Source organism: Parvularcula mediterranea (genome assembly GCF_013085255.1).
Classification (GTDB): Bacteria; Pseudomonadota; Alphaproteobacteria; order Caulobacterales; family Parvularculaceae; genus Parvularcula; species Parvularcula mediterranea.
In genome coordinates, this window is the sequence record NZ_JABFCX010000002.1 from 602263 (window position 1) to 624660 (window position 22398).

Below are 22398 nucleotides of genomic sequence, written 5' to 3' on the forward strand. Positions count from 1 at the left end.
CCATGGTTGAGCTTCTTCTCGATCCCCCGTTCTGGGCATGGCTCGCCCTTGCTGGCCTGCTCCTGATCATCGAGATCAATCTCGGTACGTTTGATCTCCTCTGGCCAGCGGCGGGGGCTGGCCTCACGGGGCTCGCGACCATGGCGCCGTTCTCGCCGTCAGGGCCGGGTGAGTGGTTGCTCTTCGCGCTTCTCACCTTCTTGCTCGCCATCGCCGCGAGAGCCCTTGGGTTCAGGAAGAACCTCGAACCCGTGGACAAGCGGCCCCTCAACTCCGCGGAGACCCGGATCGGCCGCAGCGCGGTCGCCCTGACCGCTTTCAGCGGCGGACGTGGCCGGGTGCGGGTCGGTGATACAGACTGGACTGCAAGGGCTGCCGACGGTGCCTCGGTCCAAGAAGGCCAGGCGCTGACGGTCACCGGCACCGACGGCACCGAGCTGCTGGTGACGGCAGCCAACTGAAGAAATTCGGCGGCGGGGAGAACGTCTTTCCCTGCCGCCGTGTCTAATGGGTGGGACGGAACCCAAGAGAGACCAGAAAGGACTTCGTTATGAACTGGATCCTCGCCATCATTGTCGGCGGCATCGCAGGCTGGATCGCCGAACAGATCATGAAATCCGAGATGGGTATTCTGATGAATATCGTTCTCGGCGTTGTTGGTGCGCTCGTCGCCAACCTGATTTTCGGCCTCGTCGGCGTCACCTTCGGCGGCACGCTCGGCTACCTGATCGCAGGGATCGTCGGTGCCTGCCTCCTGATCTTCATTGCCCGCGCGGTGAAGAAGAAAGCCTAGCTCAGAACGAGCTTATGCGCCTGGAGGTCGTCAAGCTTGACGATCTCCAGCGCTTTTTCGTGGCACGCTTGGAGCACGACCTTCGGTGCGCAGCCTGCTGATCTCGCCTCTTCCCATCGCATGGCGCACAGACACCAACGGTCTCCCGGTTTGAGACCTGGAAAGCCCCATTCGGGACGGGGGGTGGAGAGGTCATTGCCGCGCGATGCGGTGAACTGCAGGAACGCCTCATCCACCACTGCGCAGACCGTATGGCTGCCCTTGTCCTGTGGCCCTGTCTCGCAGGAACCTGAACGGGTGAACCCCGTCATCGGATCGCATCCGCAGACGCGAAGCTCCCCGCCAAGAACATTCCTCATCAGGACGCCTCCAGCCGCTTGAAGAATTCCCGTGCCGACGCACGCAGTGCGAGCTTCTCGCTCTTGTCCTTCTTGTCGAGGTTCCGGAACACCATCGCCATGCGCTGGTTTCCGCGCAGCTTCTCCTCGTTTCGCATCACGAAATCCCAATAGAGATAGTTGAAGGGACAGGCATCCTCGCCCGTCCGCTCACGGACATTATACCGGCAGGATTTGCAGTAGTTCGACATGCGGTTGATGTACGCCCCGCTCGCCGCATAGGGCTTGGAGCCCAGAACCCCGCCATCAGCCCAGATGGCCATGCCGTGGACGTTCGGCAGCTCCACCCATTCATAGGCGTCGGCATAGACGATGAGGTACCACTCGTTGATCGAATCGGGCGCGACGCCGAGCAGCAGCGCGAGGTTCCCCGTCACCATCAGTCGCTGGATATGGTGGGCGTAGGCATGGTCGCGAGTGTTCCTCACCGCCTCTGCCACGCAGTGCATGTCCGTCTCTGCCGTCCAATAGAAATCAGGAAGCGGACGATCTGCATCAAGAGCGTTGCGCTCCTTGTACTCCGGCATCTTCAGCCAGTAGATTCCCCGCACATATTCGCGCCAACCGATGATCTGGCGTATAAAGCCCTCCACCGCGTTGAGCGGCGCGTGGCCTGACTTATAGGCCTCTTCTGCCGCCTCACAGATTTCGATGGGGGTCAGGAGCCCTGCATTGAGGTAGGCTGAGATCAGCCCGTGGTTGAGGAAGTCCTTGCCCGTCGCCATCGCATCTTGATAATCGCCGAAGTCTGGCAGGCACTTCTCGATAAAGGTCTCAAGCCGCGCCCGCGCATCGTCCCGGGTGATGCCGTAGAAATAGCCGTCGAGCGTTCCGAAATGATCGCCGAACCGGTCCTCGACCAAGGCCTTCACCTCACGGACGATCTCGTTGTCGACGGCCTCGGGCGCAGGCGGAGGCTCATAGCCCTTGGGCAGCTTCTTGCGGTTCTCCTGATCGAAGTTCCACTGACCGCCTTCGGGATCGTCGCCCTTCATCAGGAGGCCCGTCTTCTTCCGCATCTCGCGGTAGAAATACTCCATACGGAGGGTCTTCCGGCCGTCAGCCCACGCACGAAATTCGGGCAGCGAGCAGACGAAGCGGTCATCGTCCCGGATCTCCACCGAGCGGTTGAGCCTACGCCCCCACCCTTCCATGTCCTCGGCCAGCCGGTATTCCCCGCAGGCCGTCACCACCAGTTCTTCGACGTCCTCCTCTGAGAAGGCGCGCTGCACCTCTCCGAAGAGCGAGCCCGCATTGTCAGGATCGTCGAGCTTTACATAGCGGACGCGCCAGCCATCAGCCTCCATCTCCTTCGCGAAGGCTCGCATGGCAGAGAACAGGAAGACGATCTTCTGCTTGTGATGCTTCACATAGGTCGCCTCCTCCGCGACCTCGGCGAAAAGGATGACGTCATCCGCCTTCCTCCCGCCACGCAGGGCGGCAACGGTGCGGGTCAGCTGGTCGGCGAGCACGAGACGCAAGGCTGGCAAGGGCGATCCTCCTTCGTCAGGACTATCTGGAGCAAAATCCTCAGCTGCCGAGGCGACGAAGCGGCGCGGATGGTGTAACTCTCCCCGAGAAGAGTTCCGGAGGGCAGCATGGACAGCCAGCTCATCATCATCCTCGTCGCCGTCGCGATCGTCATCGCAGGCACCTTCGTCCTGAAACGCATCCTCGGCACGGCGGTGAAGCTCGCCGGCCTTGGCGTTGTCGCGTTCCTTGCCCGCAGGCAGGATATCGGTGCGCAGGGCTATGACTGGGTGCAGGGCCTCGACGTGACGGTGATCGCCGCCGCCGCCCTCTTCGGTTGGGTCGTCGGGATCATCCTCAACCTCTTCGTCTTCCGCGAGGACGGCTTCGGCAGGCACTTCTTCGTGCCGCTGATCGCTGTGGCCATGAGCTATGCCGCGGCTTTGCTGATTGAGCTCTAAGCCACCCGTCACCCCGGACCTGATCCGAGACCCATCAAGCCAATAAAAAAGAGCGCCCCAAAGGGCGCTCCCTATTCCCGATGAGACCGCCGATTAGCGGTCGATCTCGCCAAACACGATGTCCAGCGTACCAATGATCGCGGAGACGTCAGCAAGCATGTGGCCGCGGTTCATCCAGTCCATCGCCTGGAGGTGCGCATAGCCCGGCGCGCGGATCTTGCAGCGGTAGGGCCGGTTCTCACCGGTTGAGACGAGATAGACACCGAACTCGCCCTTGGGCGCTTCAACGGCGGTGTAGACCTCGCCGGCCGGCACTTTCGGGCCCTCGGTGTAGAGCTTGAAGTGATGGATGAGCGCTTCCATCGACTCCTTCATTTCGCCGCGGCGCGGCGGGCCAACCTTGCCGTCCGTCGTCATGACCGGGCCTGGCTCGAGCATCTCGATGCACTGGCGGATGATCTTCACCGACTGGTGCATCTCCTCGATCCGGCAGACATAGCGGTCGTAGCAATCGCCGTGCTTGCCGAGGACGATGTCGAAGTCGAGTTCGTCATAAATCTCGTAGGGCTGCGCCTTCCTGAGGTCCCACGGCACGCCCGAGCCGCGGAGCATCACGCCGGTGAAGCCCCAGTCGAGAGCCTCTTCCTTCGAGACGACGCCGATATCGACGTTGCGCTGCTTGAAGATACGGTTGTCAGTGATCAGGTCCTCGATCTCGTCAGAGACCTTCTTCCAACCTTCCGTCCACGCATAGATATCGTCGATGAGCTTCTGAGGCAGGTCCTTGTGGACGCCGCCCACGCGGAAATAGTTCGCGTGCAGACGGGCACCGCAGGCGCGCTCGTAGAAGGTCATCAGCTTCTCGCGCTCCTCAAAGCCCCACAGCGGCGGGGTCAGCGCGCCGACGTCCATGGCCTGGGTCGTCACGTTGAGGATGTGCGAAAGGATGCGGCCGATCTCGCAGAACATCGTGCGGATGATCTTCGCCCGGCGCGGAACCTCGATGCCGAGAAGCTTCTCCGCCGCGAGGACGAATGCGTGCTCCTGATTCATCGGCGCGACATAGTCGAGACGGTCGAAGTACGGGATCGCCTGAAGGTAGGTCTTATGCTCGATCAGCTTCTCAGTGCCGCGGTGCAGGAGGCCGATATGCGGATCGACGCGCTCCACGACCTCGCCGTCAAGCTCGAGAACGAGGCGCAAAACCCCGTGCGCCGCAGGGTGCTGCGGGCCAAAATTGATCGTAAACGGCCGGTCTGCGTTAGCGTCCGAGGGGCTGTCTTCAACGGTGATGGTGCGGGATCCGTCGGCCATAGGGCTTTCTTTAGTCTTCGCTGCGCTAGCATCTCGTAGAAATGGCGCCGTTATGCAAGACGTGTTTCGCCGCACGGGGGAGAGTTCGTGGCCATTGAACGCGTTGAAAACCAGGACCTAGAAGGCCTGACCATCTTGCGCGGCGTAGCGGCGATGTCCGTCGTCGCGCTGCACTATCAGGGCTATTTCGAGCGCAGCGAGATCGGCGAATTGACGTTCAGGATCTTCAGCGGGGGAAACCTCGCCGTCGACCTGTTCTTCGTGCTCAGCGGCTTCATTATGGCTTATGTCTACGGACGCTCGATTGACGCCGGAACGTTTGAAGCCCGGGGCTTCTACATCAAGCGTTTCGCGAGGCTGTACCCGGTCCACCTGATCACGCTTCTGGCCGCGTTGGCGCTTTCGGTAGCTTCGGCGCTGGCTGGCATCGGCGGTGAAAAGCTAGGCCAGAATCTCGGAACCCTCCCGGCCACATTTCTGGCAGTCCATGCCTGGGGCTTCACCGCAACAGAGCTCAGTCCGAACTACCCGTCATGGTCGATCAGCGCGGAACTCTTTGCCTATCTCCTCTTCCCGATCGTCTTCTACCCGCTTCTGACGCGGCTCGACCGGCACCTGACACTGGCGCTTGCGGTTTTGTTTTTCGCAGGGCTCTACTTCAGTTTCGGCATCTGGTCAGAGTGGATCCCGGTCCAGAATTACAAATTCAGCCGCCTTGCGAATGATTTCGGCATCATCCGGATCATTCCCGCTTTCGCGATGGGTATGGCGTTGTTCCGCATCTATCAGCATCGGAAAGAGGGAGACGGTTTCGGCTACCTGGCGGCAACCGGGCTCCTGGCCTTCGGTGCCATCGCCTGCGTCGTCTTTGAGATCAGCGACGGCATCATCATCATCATGCTCGCTCTCATGATCTACACCATGAGCTGCGCTGAACCCGCTGTGCAGGCCATCAGCGGCTTTGCCGGAGGGCGGATCCACCGTGCCCTCGTCTATCTCGGTACGGTTTCGTACTCGATCTACATGGTCCACGCCGTGCTGCAGACCGTGCTCTTCAAAGGATGGGAAACGCTCTTCGGTCCGGACCTGCCGATCTGGACCTTCTGGCTGAGCGTCTGTGCGGCCTTCCCTGCAGGTGCGGCGCTCTACCACCTCGTCGAGAAGCCTGGGCGCAAGGTCGTGCTCAAGCTCCTGATGCCGCGTTTCGCAAAGCCCAAAGCCTCTACTCCCCAGGCAGCGGAGTAGAGCTTAGTCAGCCTTCTCATCGCCCGGCAGGACGTAGTCCGACCCTTCCCACGGCGAGAGATAGTCGAAGTTGCGGTATTCCTGGGTCAGCTGCACGGGCTCATAAACGACGCGCTGCTGCTCGTCGTCCCAGCGAACCTCCGTGTACCCGGTCAGGGGGAAGTCCTTGCGCAGAGGATGTCCCTCGAAGCCGTAATCGGTCAGCAGACGGCGCATGTCCGGGTGGCCCTCGAAGACGATGCCGTACATGTCGAAGGCTTCGCGCTCATACCAGTCAGCGTTCGGGAAGACCGGGGTTGCGGTCGGGACGGTGTCCCCTTCCGCGGTCTGCAGCTTCACGCGGATGCGCGTGTTGTTCTCCATGGAGAGGAGCATGTAGGCGACATCAAAACGCTTGCGGCGCTCAGGATAGTCAACGCCCGCCAGCTCGATCAGCTGGGTGAAGCGGCACATGGCGTCCTCTTTGAGGAACTTCAGCGTCGGGACGATCTGGTTGCAGGGCACGTTGATCGTCAGCTCGCCATAAGCGATCTGCGAGCTGATGAGGTTGTCGCCGAGCTGCGCTTTGACGTGATCTTCCAGCTCTTGAAGGTCGTCGAGAAGAGTGGTGGTTTGGGACACTTCGTCAGTCCTCAGCTTTCAAAGTTCTGTGAGTTGGATTGGCTGGCCAACAGCATCAACCCGGACCGACTGTCCGTCGAGGATTGGCGGTTCGAAGGTCCAAGTCGGGGCAGCCTCTTCCAACATTGATTTCGTACACAGAGTTAAACCCGCTGAATTTGGCCCGTGCCGTGCTGCCACCACATGCCCCGATGTTGATCCGTCTACTTCAATCGCAAACGACACCAGCGCGTATTCGGTGCGGTCATCGCCGCGACCACATTGGCGCTGCCAGCTCTTGGTCGAAGCTTCGCTGAAGGCGAGGTTGATGGGTTTCAGAACGCCGCCACGCTCTTTATAATCGGCACCGCGTACAGTTTCGGGAACACGAGCACCATCGGTAACCGTTTGCGAACTCGCGCACGCAGCACAGATGATCAGAGCTATGGCAGCCCAGCACTTCATCGCTCGATCGTCCCCTCACGGCGGATTTTTTTCTGGAGCTGCAGGAGGCCGTAGACCAGCGCTTCGGCGCAGGGCGGGCAGCCCGGGACGTAGACGTCCACCGGCACGATGCGGTCACAGCCGCGCACGACCGAATAGCTGTAGTGGTAGTAGCCGCCGCCATTGGCGCACGAACCCATCGACAGGACGTAACGCGGCTCAGGCATCTGGTCGTAGACCTTCCTGAGGGCCGGAGCCATCTTGTTGGTGAGCGTGCCCGCAACGATCATCAGGTCCGACTGGCGCGGGGAGGCGCGCGGCGCCATGCCGAACCGCTCCATGTCGTAGCGGGGCATCGAGGCCTGCATCATCTCGACCGCGCAGCATGCGAGACCGAAGGTCATCCACATCAGCGAGCCCGTCCGGGCCCAGTTGATGACGGCGTCCACCGGGGCGGTCATATAGCCCTTGTCGGCGAGCTCAGCATTTACCTGACGGAAGAACGGGTCCTCTGCATCGGGGCTGTAGCCCACAACGTCCGAACGCCCCGCCGTGCCATAGGGCAGGTCCTGAGGCGTCAGGCGGGTCGGTTGCGGGAAGACGCTGAGCGGGTTCTGGCTCGGCGGCGTGATCGTCTCGATCTTCCCTTGCGTGCCAGGGGTCTTGGTCTTCACCTTGGTATCGTCAGCCATGGCGGGTGCCTTTCGGTGAGGGGGACAAAGGGCGCGAGCGGCTTAGCGCCACTCGAGCGCGCCTTTCTTCCATTCGTACATGAAGCCGATGAAGAAGACGGCGAGAAACACGAACATCGACCAGAACGCGAAGATCTGGAAATCGCGGTCCATGCCGAGCTCGGGATTGAACAGCGTCACTGCCCACGGGAACAGGAACGCCACGTCGAGATCGACGATGATGAATAGGATTGCGACGATGTAGAACTGCACGTCGAACTTCATCCGCGCGTCCTCGAACGGCTCGAAGCCGCACTCGTATGTCGAGTTCTTCTGATAGTCGGGATTGTTCGGTGCAAAGGCGAGCGGGATCGCGAGGAACACGCCGCCAAGGACCAGGGCAAGCCCGAGGAAAATGATGATCGGCAGGTAGTCGAGGAGAAACGCTGAGTCGGCCATGAGCGCCTTCTAGCGGGCATCCGCGCGGGTGCAAGAAAGATCGGCGTTCCTGTGCTAGTAAGCCGCCTATGAGTTCCTACGCCTTCAAACCCCGTTCTGTTTTCTCCCAGGAGGAGTGGGCGCGCCTCACCGCGCCTGTGACGTGGCAGGGGCCGCTGATGGTCTTTCACGCCTGGGCCGTGATCGGGCTTTGCATGGCAGCTGTGACCCTGACCGGGCACAATCCGGTGGTGTTGGTGGTCGCGGTCATGGTGATCGGGAACAGGCAGCTGGGCCTTGCGATCCTGATGCATGAGGCGGCGCACGGGCTTCTCCACCGGAACAAGAAGCTCAATGATGTCATGGGTCAGTGGCTGGCTTCGGCGCCGGTCGGGACGGATCTCGACTTCTACCGGCCCTACCACCTGACCCATCATCGGTTCGTTCAGACCGAGCAAGACCCCGACCTTCCCCTCGCCGCCCCCTTCCCCACGACCAAAGCGTCGATGCGGCGGAAGATCTTCCGCGACCTCACGGGCCAGACGTTCCTGAAGCAGCGGGCTTTTGCGATCAGGGCACTCTTCAAGCCGGAGCTGGCGCAGGTGCCGGGTGCCGAGACCATCGCAGCGCGGTCAGCCGTCGTGCGGTTCTTCGCGGTGAACCTTGCGATGTTCGGGGTTCTGGCACTGAGCGGGCACGCTCTTGTGTACCTCACCTGCTGGCTCCTGCCGCTGGCGACCTGGAACCCGCTGGCGACAAGGATCAGGAACATCGCCGAGCATGCCTGCGTTGAGAGCGACCACGCGAACCCTCTGAGCCAGGCGCGGACGACGAAGGCGAACTTCATCGAGCGGGTGCTCTTCGCGCCCTATTGGGTCCACTACCACGCCGAGCACCATGCGATGATGTACGTCCCGTGCTACCGCCTGCCCGAAGCGCACCGGCTGCTTCAGGAGAAAGGCCTGCTCGATGGGACGGAAGTGGCGCCGGGGTATGTCAGCGTCGTTCGGAAGGTGACGCGGGCGGCCTAGCCCCTCTCCCCAAATCGAAGATTTGGACCTCTCCCGAGGGAGAGGCCCTCAAGACCGGGGGTGTGCCGCGTGAAGGCGCCCGACCGGGCGTCCGGGCCAGAAGGTCCGCCCCGCCGGAGCGCCTTTGGCGCGTGAGGCACAAAAAAGGGCGGCACAAGGCCGCCCTAATCGTCTTTTTCGTGGTTCCGGAATGCGTAGCGAAGAAACCCGATGGTCATCGCCAGCATGATGAGAATGAGCAGTACGCTAAACCCTTCGAGGATCGGCAACCGCTCACTCACTCCTAGTTCCCGCCCTGCGCGTTGAAGTAGCGGAAGAACTCCGAGTCCGGGGACAGGATGATGGTCGTGTCGCCCTGGCCGTTCTGCAGCGCTTCCTCATAGGCGAGGAGGGAGCGGTAGAAGGCGAAGAACTCCGGGTCCCGCGTATAGGCTTCGTTGAAGATGGCGTTGCGCTCACCGTCAGCGGTACCCCGGACGCGCTGGCTTTGCTCACGGGCTTCGGCGAGGATCTGGACGACCTGCTTGTTCGCGGTTGCCTCGATTTCGAGGGCCCGGCGCTCACCGTCTGCACGGATACGCTCAGCCTGCTGATTGTAATCCGAGCTCATGCGGGCATAGACGTTCGCCGCGTTGGCTTCGGGGAAGTCGGCCTGGCGGATGCGGACGTCGATGATCTGCACGCCAAGCTTCGCGGCCTCTTCCGAGACAGCGCCCTGGATGGCGGCCATCAGCTCGTTCCGGCGACCGGTGATGATGTCCCGGATCTGCACTTCACCCAAGACCTGACGGATCGCTTCGTTGAGGAACGCGCCGATGCGGTCGTTGAACCTGTTGCGCATGCTGTCAGGGTCGGTGGATGTGCCGGACAGGCGCTGGAAGTAGAGAAGCGGATCGGCGATCCGGTAGCGGACGAAGGCATCGACCAGTAACCGCTCCTCGTTGGCCACGATCACCTCGACGGGCTGTGCGTCGAAGTTGAGGTTCTTCGCGTCGAAATAGACGACGTTCTGGAGGATCGGCGTCTTGGTGTGAAGACCGGCATCCGATGCGGGAATGGTGGCAACGGGATCACCGAATTGAAGGACGAGCGCCTGCTGGTCCTCACGCACCGTGTAAAGAGCGCTCGAGGCGATGAAGGCGCCGACGATGACGAAAGCGATTAGAGCATAAAGGGCGTTTTTCATCATTCATCGCCTCCATTCGAACGCGGAGCATTGTTGCGCACGCGTTGGCTGTCGCGGGCAAGCTCGTTGATGTTGAGGTAGGGCAGCGTGCCGCCGGCATCCTCGTCGATCAGCACCTTATTCATGCCGCCGAGGACATCCTCGAGGGTCTCCAGATACATGCGCTGCCGAGTGACTTCCGGCGCTTTCTCGTACTCCGTGAGGATCGAGGTGAAGCGCGCTGCATCACCCCGGGCATCAGCCACCACGCGCGCCGCGTAGGCTTCGGCGTCGAGAACGATCTGCCGTGCGTCACCCTCGGCGACCGGCACGATGCGGTTTGCGATACCTTGCGCGACGTTGACCTTCTGCTCGGCTTGCGAGGTTGCGTCGATCACGTCCCTTTGCGCGGGGATGACCTGCTCGGGCGGTGTTGCGTCACCGAAGTTCGTCCGGATGACTTCAATCCCGCTATCATAGCTGTCGAGGGTCTGCTGAAGGATTTCAGTCGTCCGCTCGTTCACGACGGCACGGCCGCGCGAGACGATGGGACCGAATTCATTGGCGCCCACCACTTCACGCAGGGCCGCCTCGGCCGCTGCCTGCACGGTGAGCGCAGGATCCTCGATATTGAAGATGAACTTCGCCGCGTTGGGCAGCTCAGGATCGTCGGGGTTCCAAGTGGCGTCGCTCGCGATCTGGAAGTTCACGTCGAGCGTCACATCGACAATGTTGAGGTCCGAGGTCAGCATCGACGTCCGGCCACGGCCGATGGTGATGCGGCGGTCATTCTCCACATCGACGATATCGACGTCCTGCACAGGCCAGGGGACGTGCCAGTTAAGGCCGCTGTCCGTCAGCTTCGAGAAGTTCCCGAAGGTCGTGACCACGCCGCGCGAGCCCGGCTGGACCTGGTAGACACCAGAAAGAAGCCAGAAGACGAAGACTGCGATCAGGACGAGGACGAGGACAGGGCCCGAGGGCACCTGCATCTGCTGGCCCGTTCCTCCGCCGCCATTGCCGCCGCGACCACGCCCGAAGCGTTCACGGCCAGAGCGCAGGAGCTCTTCAAGGTCAGGGGTGCCTTGACCGCGGCCGCCGCGGGGTCCACCCCCGCCGCCTTGGCCGCCGCCGCCACCATTGTTCTGAGGACGACCCCATGGGCCGTTATTGTTGGAGCCATTCGAAGGCTTGTCAGTCCAGGGCATCGGTCCGCCGTGCTGAGGGGGAGCGTCCATCCTATAGGGACGATCCCGCGGTGAAACTGTCGTCTTTGCGGTGCGAGGTATATGTGGCGTTAGAGGCCGACTGCAACGATGGGACAAGAGCCGCGTCATGATGCGCCGTTTCAAGGAAGCCGCCCGCAAGGGCCGCGCGGAAGCGCAAATCCGCCGTATCCTCGATGAAAAGGGCCTCGCAGGGGATGTCGGCATCCGCCTGCTCGAGGACCGGATGACCGCGACCGTGGTGCTGAAAGGCGCGCCTGATCAGGGTGATGAGGCTCTTGAGAAGGCCCTTGCGCAGGGTTCAGGCATTGAGCGGGTCACCCTCGTCAGGACCGAGCATGGCGGCGCAGCCCCCTCTCCTGCGCCCGCGCCGCAAGCACCGCCTGCCCCCAAAGGCGGGCACAGCGATCCCCTTCAGCTCGGCACCAAACCCGCCCAGCGGCCCGAGCCGACCCGGCCGGAAGGCGTGCGCCGTGTCGTCGCGGTGGCATCTGGCAAAGGCGGCGTCGGCAAGAGTACGGTCGCTGCGAACCTGGCGCTGGGCCTCGCGTCGCAGGGCCTCAAGGTCGGTCTTCTGGATCTCGACATCCACGGGCCCTCCCTCCCTGTCCTCTTCCCCGTGGCTGAGAAGCTGAAATCCGAAGACGGCAAGATCATACCTGCCGAGGCTGAGGGCCTGAAGCTCGTATCGCTGGGCTACATGGTCGATGAGCGGCAGGCCGTCGCATGGCGGGGTCCCATGGTGATGAACGCCGCGCGGCAGTTGATCGATGACACCGGCTGGGGCGAGCTCGATGTGCTCGTTGTCGATACGCCGCCCGGCACAGGCGATGCCCACCTTTCCTTGGTCCAGCGCATGAAGCTCGACGCAGCCTTGCTGGTCGCGACCCCCAGCCCCCTCGCCACGGCAGACGTCCGCAGGGGCGCTCAGCTCTTTGAACGGGTCGGTGCGCCTGTCGTCGGTATCGTCCTCAATATGACGGGCGGTCCTTTGGGCGATGACCTCGAGCCGGCGCTTCTCGATGATCTGGATCTCGATATCCTCGACAGGCTGCCGATGGCGCTCGATACGGCAAGAACGCCCCTCAGGAGCGGACAGGCTGTTCCTCTGCCCGGCGCCACCGAAAAAGTGACGTCGCTTCTGGGCGATGTGGCTGGTGACAGCGGCGAGGCAGCGGGCTAGGGCCTCCCGTCATGAGCGATAGTTCCGAACTCGATTACGCCTGGCTGACCCAGAACGCGATGCGCGGGGTGGTCCGCGATGTTCTCTCGATCACGAGGGACCTCGGCGCCCTGCCCGGCGAGCACCACTTCTATATCGAGTTCGATACCAATGCCCGGGGCGTCATTCTCGCGGATCGTCTGCGCACGCAGTATCCCGACCGGATGACCATCGTCCTGCAGCACCAGTTCGATGACCTGACGATCGACGAGGAGCGTTTCTCGGTTACCCTTCAGTTTAAAGGCGTGCCCGAAAACATCGTCATCCCGTTTTCTTCGATTACCCAGTTCGCAGATCCATCGGCCAATTTTGTCCTCCAGTTTCAATCGGTCGAGGAGATCGAGGCCGAAATGGAAGCCGCTCCCGAGGAGCCAGAGGACGATCCGACGGACCCGGACGATACCCCTCCGTCAGGCGGCGCGGATGTCGTCAGCCTCGACCGCTTCCGCAAGAAGTAGCTGAATCACGGGACGGAATCAGTTCCGCAATCGGATAAGTTAACGCTTGTCGCGGGAATCGACGCACGGCTAGACTCACCTATGCGTGCAGGCTGCGGGCGGATCGATTCGCCCGTTAATCTTTATGAAAGTAAATTCTTGTTAGCCTGAACAAAGTTTTGACGGATGCCGCTCCCCTGCGGCCGGAGCCGTAACGGACGAGGAGGACGGGTTCCATGCGTGTACTGCTGATCGAGGACGACGGCGCAACAGCACAGTCGATCGAACTGATGCTGAAGTCGGATGGCTTCAACTGCTACACCACTGATCTCGGTGAAGAGGGTGTCGATCTCGGCAAACTCTACGACTACGACATCATTCTGCTTGACCTGAACCTGCCGGACATGACCGGCTTTGACGTTCTCAAGCAGCTTCGCGTTGCCAAGGTCGCAACGCCGATCCTGATCCTGACCGGCCTCGGTGACACCGAGAACAAGGTCCGCGGTCTCGGCTTCGGTGCTGATGACTACATGACCAAGCCATTCCACAAGGATGAGCTGGTCGCGCGGATCCACGCCATCGTGCGCCGCTCGAAGGGCCACAGCCAGTCGATCATCAACACCGGCTCCCTGTCCGTGAACCTCGACGCCAAGACCGTCGAAGTCGGCGGCCAACGCGTCCACCTGACGGGCAAGGAATACCAGATGCTGGAGCTCCTCTCGCTCCGCAAAGGGACGACCCTCACCAAGGAAATGTTCCTCAACCACCTCTATGGCGGCATGGACGAGCCGGAGCTGAAGATCATCGACGTCTTCATCTGCAAGCTCCGCAAGAAGCTCTCTGCCGCTACGGAAGGCGAGCACTACATCGAGACCGTCTGGGGCCGGGGCTATGTCCTCCGCGACCCGGCCGAAGAGAAAGCGGCGTAAGCCACCCTCTCAAGCGTCACAGCGCAAAAGAACGGGCCCCTCGGGGCCCGTTTTTCTTTGCCATCACTGCCCGAGTCTTGCCGCAAATCCGCCCCGCCCAGGCATAGGATGCGGCCAAAGGTTAAGTTGCGCGCAACACCCCGCTGCGTTAGACAATCCTTTCAAAAACATTACCAAAAATGGGGCAGTTATGAACTTCGTATCGACAGGGCGCCGCATCGCCCTCGTGAGTCTGGTCGCGCTGACCGCCGCCTGCGGGGGCGGTGGAGGCGGCGGCGGTGGCGGCGGATCAGTCGTCACCCCTCCTCCCACGGGCGGCGGAGGCTCCGGCGGCGGCAGCACGGACCCGGTCTGGGTTCAGGGCACCTACGAAGCTGCCAGCACGTTCGACCAACGCTGCGAGAACCCGCGTTCGGGTGTCGATATCGAAGGCAACGCGTTCCCGGACGTACAAGGCTCAACCACTATCGAGAACTTCTGGCTGCGTTCGTGGACCAACGAGACGTACCTGTGGAACGACGAAGTCACCGACAGGAACCCTGCGAGCTTTGACAACCGGGTCGAGTACTTCAACCTGCTGAGAACCACGGCCGTCACCTCCTCCGGCGAGGACAAGGACGATTTCCACTTCAGCCAGTCCACCGAAGACTTCCTCGCATCGCGGAACTCCGCCGGCACCGCGAGCTACGGCTTCAGTCTCGCTGCCCTTCGTTCGAGCCCGCCGCGTGACTTCCGGATCCGTTATGTCGATCCTGATACTCCGGCATCGGAAGAAGTGAGCGGCCAGCAGCAGTTCCTGCGCGGCACCCGCATTCTCTCCGTGGACGGCGAAGACCTCGTCAATGGCAGCGATACGGCCACCCTCAACGCAGGTCTCTTCCCGTCGACCGCCGGCGAAACGCACACGTTCGAGGTGCAGGACGAAGGCTCCAGTACGCCGCGGACCGTGACGATCGTCTCCGAAGACCTCGCCCGCAAACCCGTGATCGAGACCCAGGTCATCGATCGTCCGGGTGGGGAGAAAGTCGGCTACATCGTCTTCAACACGTTCAGCCCCTTCGCCTCGGAAGAGGAGATCGTGAACGCCATCCAGACGCTCGCCACCGCCGGTGTCGACGATCTGGTCCTCGACCTTCGCTACAATGGTGGCGGCCTCCTCGCTGTCGCATCGCAGCTCAGCTACATGCTGGCGGGCCCTACCTTCACCGATGGCAAGTATTTCGAAGTTCTTCAGTTCAATGACGATGCTGGAGCCTTCAACCCTGTCACGGGCGAGCGGAACGACCCTGTCCCGTTCTACGAAACCACCCTTGGGTTCTCGACCACGTCAGGCCAGCCCCTGCCGAGGCTCGACCTCAACCGGGTCTTCATCCTGTCGACGGGCGGCACCTGTTCAGCGTCCGAAGCCGTCGTCAACGGCCTGCGCGGCATCGACTTCGAGGTCGTGCTGATCGGCGACATCACCTGCGGCAAGCCATACGGTTTCTACCCGACTGACAATTGCGGTGAGACCTATTACACGATCCAATTCGCTGGCGTGAATTTCAAAGGCTTCGGTGACTATGCCGACGGCTTCGTTCCGGAGGACAACAGCTTCTCCTTCGGCGCACGCCTCCCGGGCTGCACGGTCGCAGACGATCTCGCATTCGCCCTCGGCGACACGAGCGAACCACTCCTCGCAGCAGCCCTCACCTACCGTGAGACCGGCAGCTGCCCAGTGACGACCACCACCTCGACGGCGTTTAGCACCCAGAGCTTCGAAGCTCCGGTCAAAGGTCAGGACATTCAGGTTCCGGTCGACCTCATGAGCGTCAACCGCGACATGCGTCTTCCGAACGGAGACGCCCTGTGATCCGCACCCTGATCGCAAGCGTTGCTGCGCTGACAGCAGCCTCCTGTGCCTCCATCGGGGCGCAGGAAGCGGTGCTTCTTCCCGGCGCAGTGGAAGGTGCCAAGGCGAAAGCAGCGGCCGCCCTCGGCCGTGCCTCGATCGAGCTCGGAAAACCCGACCCGACGGAGCAGTCGCAGTTCATCGTCCTCCCCCCGCGCCTCGGCAGCGGCGAGGACCGAAGCCTCGCCAAGCCGCAGGTCTTCGTGATCATGCTCGATGGCGGAGAGTGCGTGCTTTACGACGGCAAAATGGACCCGATCAGCCTCGGCGAAGGCGTCTGCAAGCCAGCCTGACCGCGTTTTCTTCGCGATAAGCGTATCTTAAGCGGCCCTCTTGCCACCGGCTCGGGGGCCGCTTTCGCATCTGCCCCTCACCTGTTAATCTGGCCCAAGGGACTTTGAGAGGGCTGGGGCTATGGGCTTCAAGGACATGCTGACGGCGGTGATCAACCACATCGAGCCGCTGCGCCTGCCTGCCGCGAAGAAAGCCATTTCCTTCTTCGCCGAAGCCTGCCCCCCAAGGCCGATGGCCTATTCCATGTTCTCCGAATATGTGAGCTGGCCCGGCCTCGTCGAGCGCCGCTATTCGGGCCGTCACCTCCCTCCAGCGACGGGCGAGAACGCGCCCGCCAAGCCCGACCTTGACGCCATCGCAGACCTCTTCGAACGCGATGAGTTCGTCCCCTGCCATGACACCAGCCTCCTCTTCCCGCTCTTTGCGCAATGGTTCGTGGACGGGTTCCTCAGGACCAAGTGGGAAGACCCGACCAAGGAGCGTTTCTTCCGCGAGAACGAGTCCAACCAGGAGATCGATCTCAACCAGCTCTACGGCTCGTCGGAAGTGCAGACCCACATGCTCCGCGACATGGGCAATGGCGGTCGGCTGAAATCGCGCATGATCGACGGCGAGGAATGGCCACCGCTCCTCTTCGAAGAGCGCGCCGATGGGTTCCATGTCCGGGCAGAATATGCGCGCACGGACACCTCACCCGGTCTTTATACGGACAACAATCTCCGCCGCATCTACGAGAAGTGGCCCGACGCCGACCTGCGCGAGGCCTGGGCCACCGGGCTAGAGTTTGGCTCAGCGACCCTCGGCCAGTCGCTGATGAACGTCCTGTTCCTGCGCGAGCATAATCGTGTGGCAGGCCTCATCTCCGAGGCGCATCCTGACTGGGACGATGAGCACGTCTTCCAGACCACCCGATGCGTTGTGACCGTCCTCCTGCTGAACGTCGTCATGCAGGACTACATCCCTCACATCGCCCGCCAGCGCCTTGATCTCGGCGTTCCCCCCGGCTGGGCCGAAGAGCAGCCTTGGTACAGAACCAACCGCATGGCGGTCGAGTTCGCGCTCCTCTACCGCTGGCATGATCTGATCCCTGACGAGTTCTTCGTCCGCGGCGAAGCCCGCTCAGCGGTCGAGCTGGTCAAGCCGAACAAATGGCTGATGAAGGAGAAGCTGCGCCACGTCCTGGTCGGCGCGTCACGTACGCCAGCGGGCCGCATCGGCCTTCGTAACACCGCGAAGTTCCTGAACATGAAGGGCGGCGCGGACGTCAAACGTCTGTCCACAGACATGGGCCGCTGCTGCCACCTCGCCTCGTTCAACGACTATCGCGAGCATTACGGCCTGAAGCGCTACAAATCCTTCCTTGAGCTGACAAAGAACAAGGAAGACGCGGCCGAACTCGAACGCCTTTACGGCCATATCGACAAGCTCGAATGGTGGGTCGGCCTCTTCGCTGAATACTACGAAGCCCCCGATATGATGGGCGAACTCCTCAGGATGATGGTCGCCAACGATGCCTTCACCCAGGCGCTCACCAACCCCCTTCTCTCCAAGGCGGTCTTCGGGCCCCACACCTTCAGCGAGGTCGGGATGAAGGTCATCAAGGAGACCAAAACCCTCGCCGACATCGCGGTCAGGAACACAGGGCTGACCAAAAAGCAGAAGCACTGCGTCTCCATGCACGTCCAAACGCGGGGCGAGTAGCCCCTCCGACCACGCACAAAAAAGCGGGCCCGCGAGCCCGCTTTTTCTTTGATCCGCGTAAGGAGCGATTAGCTCTCTTTGTCGACCTGGTGGTATTCGAGTTCGACCGGCGTGGCGCGGCCGAAGATCGAGACGGAGACCTTGAGGCGCGCGTTCTCCTGGTCGACGTCTTCGACGACGCCGGAGAAGCTTGCGAACGGGCCGTCGATGACTTTCACCATCTCGCCGACCTCGTAGATCACCGTTGGGATCGAAGGCGCAGCTTCGGACTCTTCCATCGTGCCGAGGATGCGGTCGACTTCTTTCTGGCTCACCGGCAGGGGCTTTTTGCCCTGGCCGAGGAAGCCGGTGACTTTGTTGGTCTCGTTGACCACGTGATAGGTCTGGTCGTTCATGACCATCTTCACGAGGACATAGCCGGGGAAGTAGCGGCGCTCTGTGTTGACCTTGCGGCCACGGCGCACTTCGACGACTTCTTCGGTCGGGACCATGACCTCTTCGAACATCTCGGCGAGGCCTTTTTCTTCGGCAGCAGCCTTGATGGCGTCAGCGACCTTCTTCTCGAAGTTCGAATAGGCGTGGACGATGTACCACTTGGCATCGGACATGGACGGGATCCTTAAACGAGGCTGAGGGCCAGGATCTGCGGCACGACAAAGCGCAGAAGCTGGTCAACGGCGAAGAAGAAGAGGCTCATGATCGCGACCATGATCAGCACCATGATGGTCGAGACCATCGTCTCGCCGCGGCTGGTCCAGGTGATCTTCATCGCCTCGGAGCGGACCTGCTGGAAGAACTCGACAGGGCCAACGCCCTTCTTCTTCACGGCAGCCGCTTCAGGCTTGGCGTCGCGGGTGCTTTCCGCGCCTTCGACCGGTTCGGTGGTCAGGCTGGCCTGAGCGCCGGTTCCTGCGACCCGGTTGTTCTTGACCTTACGGCGATTTTTCGACTTCGGCATCGGGCGAACTCTTCAGTGTGTTTCGTGACAGCCGCCCTCGTCTCCCCGGTGGGGATTGGAAGGAAAGGCGTTGTCGGGAGGACCCCTCAGCTACGCTTTCGCCAGCGATAGTCAAGGGGAGACCCTGTCCGGACAGGGAACCATCACGAGCGCGTAGTTCCTTAAAATTCAAACGAATGATCCCCAGCCGCAAGTGTCTCATTTCTGGTCATTCCTAAAATGCAGCAAAAAATTGGAGGACCTTATGAAGAAACTGCTCCTGACAACCGCGGCCCTGACGCTCGCATCGGCTGGCCTTTCGGCAGCCAACGCGGCGACAGTGCTCAACGGACAGACAACGATCCGCATCACGGCCAATGAAGACCTTGGCACCAGGACCGACCCCCTCGGTGAGACGAACGAGTTCTCCGAGGTGGCCAGCCAACCGGTCTACACGATCATGATCGATGGTGACGAGATTGAGCTGAGTGGTGAGGACGTCTCTGGCACCCTGACCCACGGCGGAAACGGTGGCGGCGACGGCATCGCGATTACGCTTGGCGATTCGACCGTGAACCTGACCAACTTCACCATCGACTATGATGCCAACGAGATCTTCGCGGACGTCTCCGGCACCAACCTCATCGGAACCGTCGACGGCCTGTCGGTCTTTGAGTTCGACTTCCCCGATGAGCTTGTCGGCGATCCCGAGGATGCGTTCGATGCTCTCGATGACCTGAACCTCGACTTCACCTTCACCGATGCGAACCTCGCGACTATCGCAGCCGCGCTTGGTGTCGAAGAGGTCTCGGGCGAGTTCGTGATCGGCAACTTTGCGACCAACCCGACGGCCGTGCCGGTCCCGGGCGCTGCGCTTCTCTTTGCACCGGTAGCAGCCGGTCTCTGGATGCGCCGCCGCCAGAACGCCGCGTAAGCGTCAGCTCACTGAGCAAAACGAAAGGGCCCGGAGTGATCCGGGCCCTTTTTCATGTCGCAAGGCTTTAGCCTTACATGTTCGGGTAGTTCGGGCCACCGCCGCCTTCTGGCGTGTGCCAGACGATGTTCTGGGCTGGATCCTTGATATCGCAGGTCTTGCAGTGGACGCAGTTCTGGGCGTTGATCTGGAACTTCTGCTCGCCGCCATCCTCGACATATTCGTAGACGCCTGCAGGGCAGTAGCGCTGCGAAGGACCAGCATAGACCGGCAGTTCCGTCGTGTACGGAACCTGGTCATCCTTCAAGCGAAGGTGCGCAGGCTGATCTTCTTCGTGGTTGGTGAAGCTGTAGCTGACATTGGTCAGGCGGTCGAAGGTGAGAACACCGTCCGGCTTCGGATAGTCGATTGGCTTGTGCTTCGACGCAGGCTCAGTGGACTCAGCGTCAGACTTGCCATGGCCCAGCGTTCCGAACACGGAAAAGCCGTTGGTGATGACGTTCGTCCAGAGATCGAAACCCGTGAGTCCGATCGCGCCAAGGATTGTTCCGTACTTGGACCAGAGCGGCTTGGCATTGCGTACCAGGTGCAGCTCTTTTTGAACCCAGGAGCCTTCGAACGCAGTCTGGTAGGCGGTCAGCTCATCGCCCTCGCGGCCATTGGCCACCGCGTCGAACGCAGCTTCCGCAGCCAGCATGCCGGTCTTCATGGCGTTGTGGTTGCCCTTGATGCGGGGCACGTTCACGAACCCTGCGGAGCAACCGATCAGTGCACCGCCCGGAAAGGTCAGGCGCGGGATGGCCTGGATGCCGCCCTCGTTGATCGCCCGCGCGCCATAGGCCACGCGCTCGCCGCCTTCGAAGATCGGGGCAATCTCAGGGTGGGTCTTGAAGCGCTGGAACTCCTGGTACGGAGAAAGATAGGGGTTCTTGTAGTTGAGGTGCACCACCATGCCGACGGAGACGTAGTTGTCGCCGAAATGGTACATCCACGAGCCGCCGCCCGTATTGTTCTTCAGCGGCCAGCCGAACGTGTGCTGAACATGGCCCTTGCGGAAGTTCTCGTCCGTGACCTTCCACAGCTCCTTGATGCCGATGCCGTACTTTTGCGGCTCTTTTCCATCGGAGAGGCCGAACTCTTCGATCAGCTGCTTGGAGCAGGATCCGCGCACACCCTCAGCAAACAGAACATACTTCCCGCGCAGCTCCATGCCGGGCTCGTAGCTGTCCTTCTTGTCGCCATCCTTGCCGATACCAACCTCGCCGACAATCACGCCAGCCACGGAGTTGTCCTCGCGGCGAACGGTGCGGCTGGCAGCCATCATCGGATAGACCTCGACGCCCATCGCCTCGGCCTTCTCGCCGAGCCAGCGGCAGACCATAGCCATCGACGTGGCGTAGCAGCCGTGGTTCTTGAGCATCTCCGGCAGGCCGAAATTCGGCAGCGGGAGCGAGCCTGACGGCCCGAGATAGAGGAAGCTCTCCGAGGTCACCGGGGTGTCGATCGGGCACTCGGAATCATCGCGCCAGTCAGGCAGCAGCTCATCGAGGGCTTTGGGGTCGAGGACCGCGCCGGAGAGAATGTGAGCGCCGACTTCGGAGCCCTTCTCGACGACGACGACGGAGATCTCGCCGCCCTTCTCTTCTTCAAGCTGTTTCAGGCGGATCGCAGCGGAAAGGCCGGCAGGCCCCGCGCCAACGATGACCACGTCGAATTCCATGCTTTCGCGTTCGACCGGGGTGTCATCAAACATGTGCTGTTCCACTCATCGTGTGTTTTCGCCCGTATGCCCAAACCGGCGCAAGAAATCCATGTGGCACGGCTTCAGGGGATGTCGCGAAAAGTTGCAGGTCTTTCATCCCTCCTGCCGCTACACTCTAAATCTCTCCCTAAGAGCAGGAGGCGCCGGTCACCCTTGGTAACCTTTGCTTGAGGTTCCGCGCGGCCTCTCCCATCCTCCCGGCATGCTATCGGAAGCCGCCAGAGCGACCCTCGCCTTCTACCGCGATGCAGGTCTGACCACGATCGAGGGGGAGGCTCCCGGTGCGCTTTGGGATTGGGACGATACCCCGCCGCGCGCGCCGCAGGCTGAGCCTCAGGCCAAGCCAAGCCCCCGCGCCGCGGCGCCGGGTCAGCCAAGCGCGGACGAAGCCATCGCGAAGGCCGAAGAACAGGCCGCTGCCTGCGCCACTCTGGACGAACTGATCGCCCACCTCGCCTCCCTCAAGGGCTGTCCCCTCCACGGTGATGAGCGCCAGACCGTGATCCATGACGGCGTCCTCGGTGCCGACCTTCTCGTGCTTGGCGAGGCTCCGGGCGCCGAAGAGGCGCGGGTCGGCAAGCCGTTTGTTGGGCGCTCAGGACAACTCCTCGACAGGATGCTCGGAGCCATCGGCCACTCCCGTGCGCCCTCGGAAGAGCAGCGGCCCGTCGCGATCACCAACGCCTTCTACTGGCGGCCCGAGGACAACCGGAACCCGAACACGGCGGAGCTCGCCTTCGCCCAGCCCTTCGTCCGCAGGTTCATCGAGCTGAGCCAGCCCAAAGCCATCCTCCTCACCGGAAACGTGCCCACCAAGGCCCTCTTCCCCGACGCGCCGGGCATCACCCGGGCGCGCGGCAGCTTCCGCGATATCGAGATCGGCGGGCGCAGCATTCCTGCGCTCCCGGTCTTCCACCCCGCCTTCCTCCTCCGCCAGCCAGCGCAGAAACGCTGGGCTTGGCGGGACCTTCTCGCCCTTCAAGCAAAGCTTAACGAAACCCTGTCCTAAACTCCCCGATCTAGGCCGGGGGGTAA

24 protein-coding genes are annotated in these 22398 nt (G+C 61.9%); 13 read left to right on the forward strand and 11 right to left on the reverse strand.

Annotated features, from left to right (window positions below; all coding sequences use genetic code 11):
• The first annotated feature begins 2 nt into the window (after window positions 1-2).
• Both HK107_RS03515 and HK107_RS03520 read left to right on the forward strand, forming a co-directional pair.
• Window positions 3-461, forward strand: coding sequence for an NfeD family protein (locus HK107_RS03515; protein WP_173196837.1), 459 nt, complete (start codon window positions 3-5; stop codon window positions 459-461).
• Window positions 462-550: 89 nt separating this feature from the next.
• Window positions 551-793 carry a GlsB/YeaQ/YmgE family stress response membrane protein gene (locus tag HK107_RS03520; RefSeq protein ID WP_173196839.1) on the forward strand — a complete coding sequence of 81 codons (243 nt, stop codon included), beginning with the start codon at window positions 551-553 and terminating at the stop codon, window positions 791-793.
• Here HK107_RS03520 and HK107_RS03525 read toward each other — a convergent pair.
• Both HK107_RS03525 and HK107_RS03530 read right to left on the reverse strand, forming a co-directional pair.
• A complete protein-coding gene (locus HK107_RS03525) occupies window positions 790-1155 on the reverse strand; it encodes a DUF2237 family protein (protein ID WP_408636656.1) in 366 nt (121 codons plus the stop codon). The genes HK107_RS03520 and HK107_RS03525 overlap by 4 nt on opposite strands.
• Window positions 1152-2681, reverse strand: coding sequence for a cryptochrome/photolyase family protein (locus HK107_RS03530; RefSeq protein ID WP_173196843.1), 1530 nt, complete (start codon window positions 2679-2681; stop codon window positions 1152-1154). The genes HK107_RS03525 and HK107_RS03530 overlap by 4 nt, the downstream gene beginning before the upstream one ends.
• Before the next feature lie 108 nt (window positions 2682-2789).
• On the opposite strand from HK107_RS03530, the gene HK107_RS03535 reads away from it, so the two are divergent.
• Window positions 2790-3122: a hypothetical protein gene (locus tag HK107_RS03535; RefSeq protein ID WP_173196845.1), complete on the forward strand. Its 333-nt coding sequence runs from the start codon at window positions 2790-2792 to the stop codon at window positions 3120-3122.
• Between the two features lie 93 nt (window positions 3123-3215).
• Here the strand turns inward: HK107_RS03535 and HK107_RS03540 are convergent, their stop codons facing one another.
• Window positions 3216-4436, reverse strand: coding sequence for an NADH-quinone oxidoreductase subunit D (locus HK107_RS03540; protein ID WP_173196847.1), 1221 nt, complete (start codon window positions 4434-4436; stop codon window positions 3216-3218).
• 87 nt (window positions 4437-4523) lie between these two features.
• Here HK107_RS03540 and HK107_RS03545 point away from each other — a divergent pair, with 87 nt between their 5' ends.
• Entirely contained in the window at window positions 4524-5681 is a 1158-nt protein-coding gene (locus HK107_RS03545; RefSeq protein WP_173196849.1) for an acyltransferase family protein, read from the forward strand.
• A gap of 3 nt (window positions 5682-5684) precedes the next feature.
• Here HK107_RS03545 and HK107_RS03550 read toward each other — a convergent pair whose 3' ends face one another.
• From HK107_RS03550 to ndhC, 3 genes are all read right to left on the reverse strand, one after another.
• Window positions 5685-6302 (reverse strand): NADH-quinone oxidoreductase subunit C, encoded by a 618-nt coding sequence (locus HK107_RS03550; protein WP_173196851.1) that lies wholly within the window; start codon window positions 6300-6302, stop codon window positions 5685-5687.
• Window positions 6303-6742: 440 nt separating this feature from the next.
• On the reverse strand, window positions 6743-7417 hold the full coding sequence (locus HK107_RS03555; RefSeq protein WP_173196853.1) for a NuoB/complex I 20 kDa subunit family protein: 675 nt from the start codon (window positions 7415-7417) through the stop codon (window positions 6743-6745).
• A gap of 42 nt (window positions 7418-7459) precedes the next feature.
• Window positions 7460-7855: an NADH-quinone oxidoreductase subunit A gene (ndhC, locus tag HK107_RS03560; protein ID WP_173196855.1), complete on the reverse strand. Its 396-nt coding sequence runs from the start codon at window positions 7853-7855 to the stop codon at window positions 7460-7462.
• A 68-nt stretch (window positions 7856-7923) separates the two neighbouring features.
• Between ndhC and HK107_RS03565 the strand changes: the two genes are divergently transcribed.
• Window positions 7924-8865, forward strand: a complete 942-nt coding sequence (locus tag HK107_RS03565) for a fatty acid desaturase family protein (RefSeq protein ID WP_173196857.1) — start codon at window positions 7924-7926, stop codon at window positions 8863-8865.
• 283 nt (window positions 8866-9148) lie between these two features.
• On the opposite strand, the gene hflC is transcribed toward HK107_RS03565, so the two are convergent.
• Complete coding sequence (hflC, locus tag HK107_RS03570) at window positions 9149-10054, reverse strand: protease modulator HflC (protein ID WP_173196858.1); 906 nt, start codon at window positions 10052-10054, stop codon at window positions 9149-9151.
• On the reverse strand, window positions 10051-11238 hold the full coding sequence (gene hflK, locus HK107_RS03575; protein ID WP_173196859.1) for an FtsH protease activity modulator HflK: 1188 nt from the start codon (window positions 11236-11238) through the stop codon (window positions 10051-10053). Before hflK ends, hflC begins: the two co-directional genes overlap by 4 nt.
• Window positions 11239-11365: 127 nt before the next feature.
• Between hflK and HK107_RS03580 the strand changes: the two genes are divergently transcribed.
• The 6 genes from HK107_RS03580 (at window position 11366) to HK107_RS03605 (ending at window position 17730) form a co-directional block, all read left to right on the forward strand.
• Window positions 11366-12439: a P-loop NTPase gene (locus tag HK107_RS03580; protein WP_173196860.1), complete on the forward strand. Its 1074-nt coding sequence runs from the start codon at window positions 11366-11368 to the stop codon at window positions 12437-12439.
• Between the two features lie 11 nt (window positions 12440-12450).
• Window positions 12451-12936 carry an SspB family protein gene (locus tag HK107_RS03585; RefSeq protein WP_173196861.1) on the forward strand — a complete coding sequence of 162 codons (486 nt, stop codon included), beginning with the start codon at window positions 12451-12453 and terminating at the stop codon, window positions 12934-12936.
• A gap of 215 nt (window positions 12937-13151) precedes the next feature.
• On the forward strand, window positions 13152-13844 hold the full coding sequence (gene ctrA / locus HK107_RS03590) for a response regulator transcription factor CtrA (protein WP_173196862.1): 693 nt from the start codon (window positions 13152-13154) through the stop codon (window positions 13842-13844).
• Window positions 13845-14034: 190 nt separating this feature from the next.
• Window positions 14035-15696 carry a S41 family peptidase gene (locus tag HK107_RS03595; protein WP_173196863.1) on the forward strand — a complete coding sequence of 554 codons (1662 nt, stop codon included), beginning with the start codon at window positions 14035-14037 and terminating at the stop codon, window positions 15694-15696.
• Window positions 15693-16028, forward strand: a complete 336-nt coding sequence (locus HK107_RS03600; RefSeq protein WP_173196864.1) for a hypothetical protein — start codon at window positions 15693-15695, stop codon at window positions 16026-16028. The genes HK107_RS03595 and HK107_RS03600 overlap by 4 nt, the downstream gene beginning before the upstream one ends.
• Before the next feature lie 121 nt (window positions 16029-16149).
• Entirely contained in the window at window positions 16150-17730 is a 1581-nt protein-coding gene (locus HK107_RS03605) for a peroxidase family protein (RefSeq protein WP_173196865.1), read from the forward strand.
• 68 nt (window positions 17731-17798) lie between these two features.
• On the opposite strand, the gene nusG is transcribed toward HK107_RS03605, so the two are convergent.
• Together nusG and secE are read right to left on the reverse strand one after the other, a co-directional pair.
• Window positions 17799-18338 carry a transcription termination/antitermination protein NusG gene (gene nusG / locus HK107_RS03610; protein WP_173196866.1) on the reverse strand — a complete coding sequence of 180 codons (540 nt, stop codon included), beginning with the start codon at window positions 18336-18338 and terminating at the stop codon, window positions 17799-17801.
• 11 nt (window positions 18339-18349) lie between these two features.
• The gene (secE, locus tag HK107_RS03615; protein WP_173196868.1) at window positions 18350-18688 is read right to left on the reverse strand and encodes a preprotein translocase subunit SecE; all 339 of its coding nucleotides are present in this window, start codon (window positions 18686-18688) and stop codon (window positions 18350-18352) included.
• A 244-nt stretch (window positions 18689-18932) separates the two neighbouring features.
• Between secE and HK107_RS03620 the strand changes: the two genes are divergently transcribed.
• The gene (locus HK107_RS03620) at window positions 18933-19601 is read left to right on the forward strand and encodes a hypothetical protein (protein WP_173196869.1); all 669 of its coding nucleotides are present in this window, start codon (window positions 18933-18935) and stop codon (window positions 19599-19601) included.
• 73 nt (window positions 19602-19674) lie between these two features.
• Here HK107_RS03620 and HK107_RS03625 read toward each other — a convergent pair whose 3' ends face one another.
• Window positions 19675-21354 (reverse strand): electron transfer flavoprotein-ubiquinone oxidoreductase, encoded by a 1680-nt coding sequence (locus HK107_RS03625; RefSeq protein ID WP_173196871.1) that lies wholly within the window; start codon window positions 21352-21354, stop codon window positions 19675-19677.
• 211 nt (window positions 21355-21565) lie between these two features.
• Between HK107_RS03625 and HK107_RS03630 the strand changes: the two genes are divergently transcribed.
• A complete protein-coding gene (locus HK107_RS03630) occupies window positions 21566-22372 on the forward strand; it encodes a uracil-DNA glycosylase (RefSeq protein WP_173196873.1) in 807 nt (268 codons plus the stop codon).
• Window positions 22373-22398 lie beyond the last annotated feature (26 nt).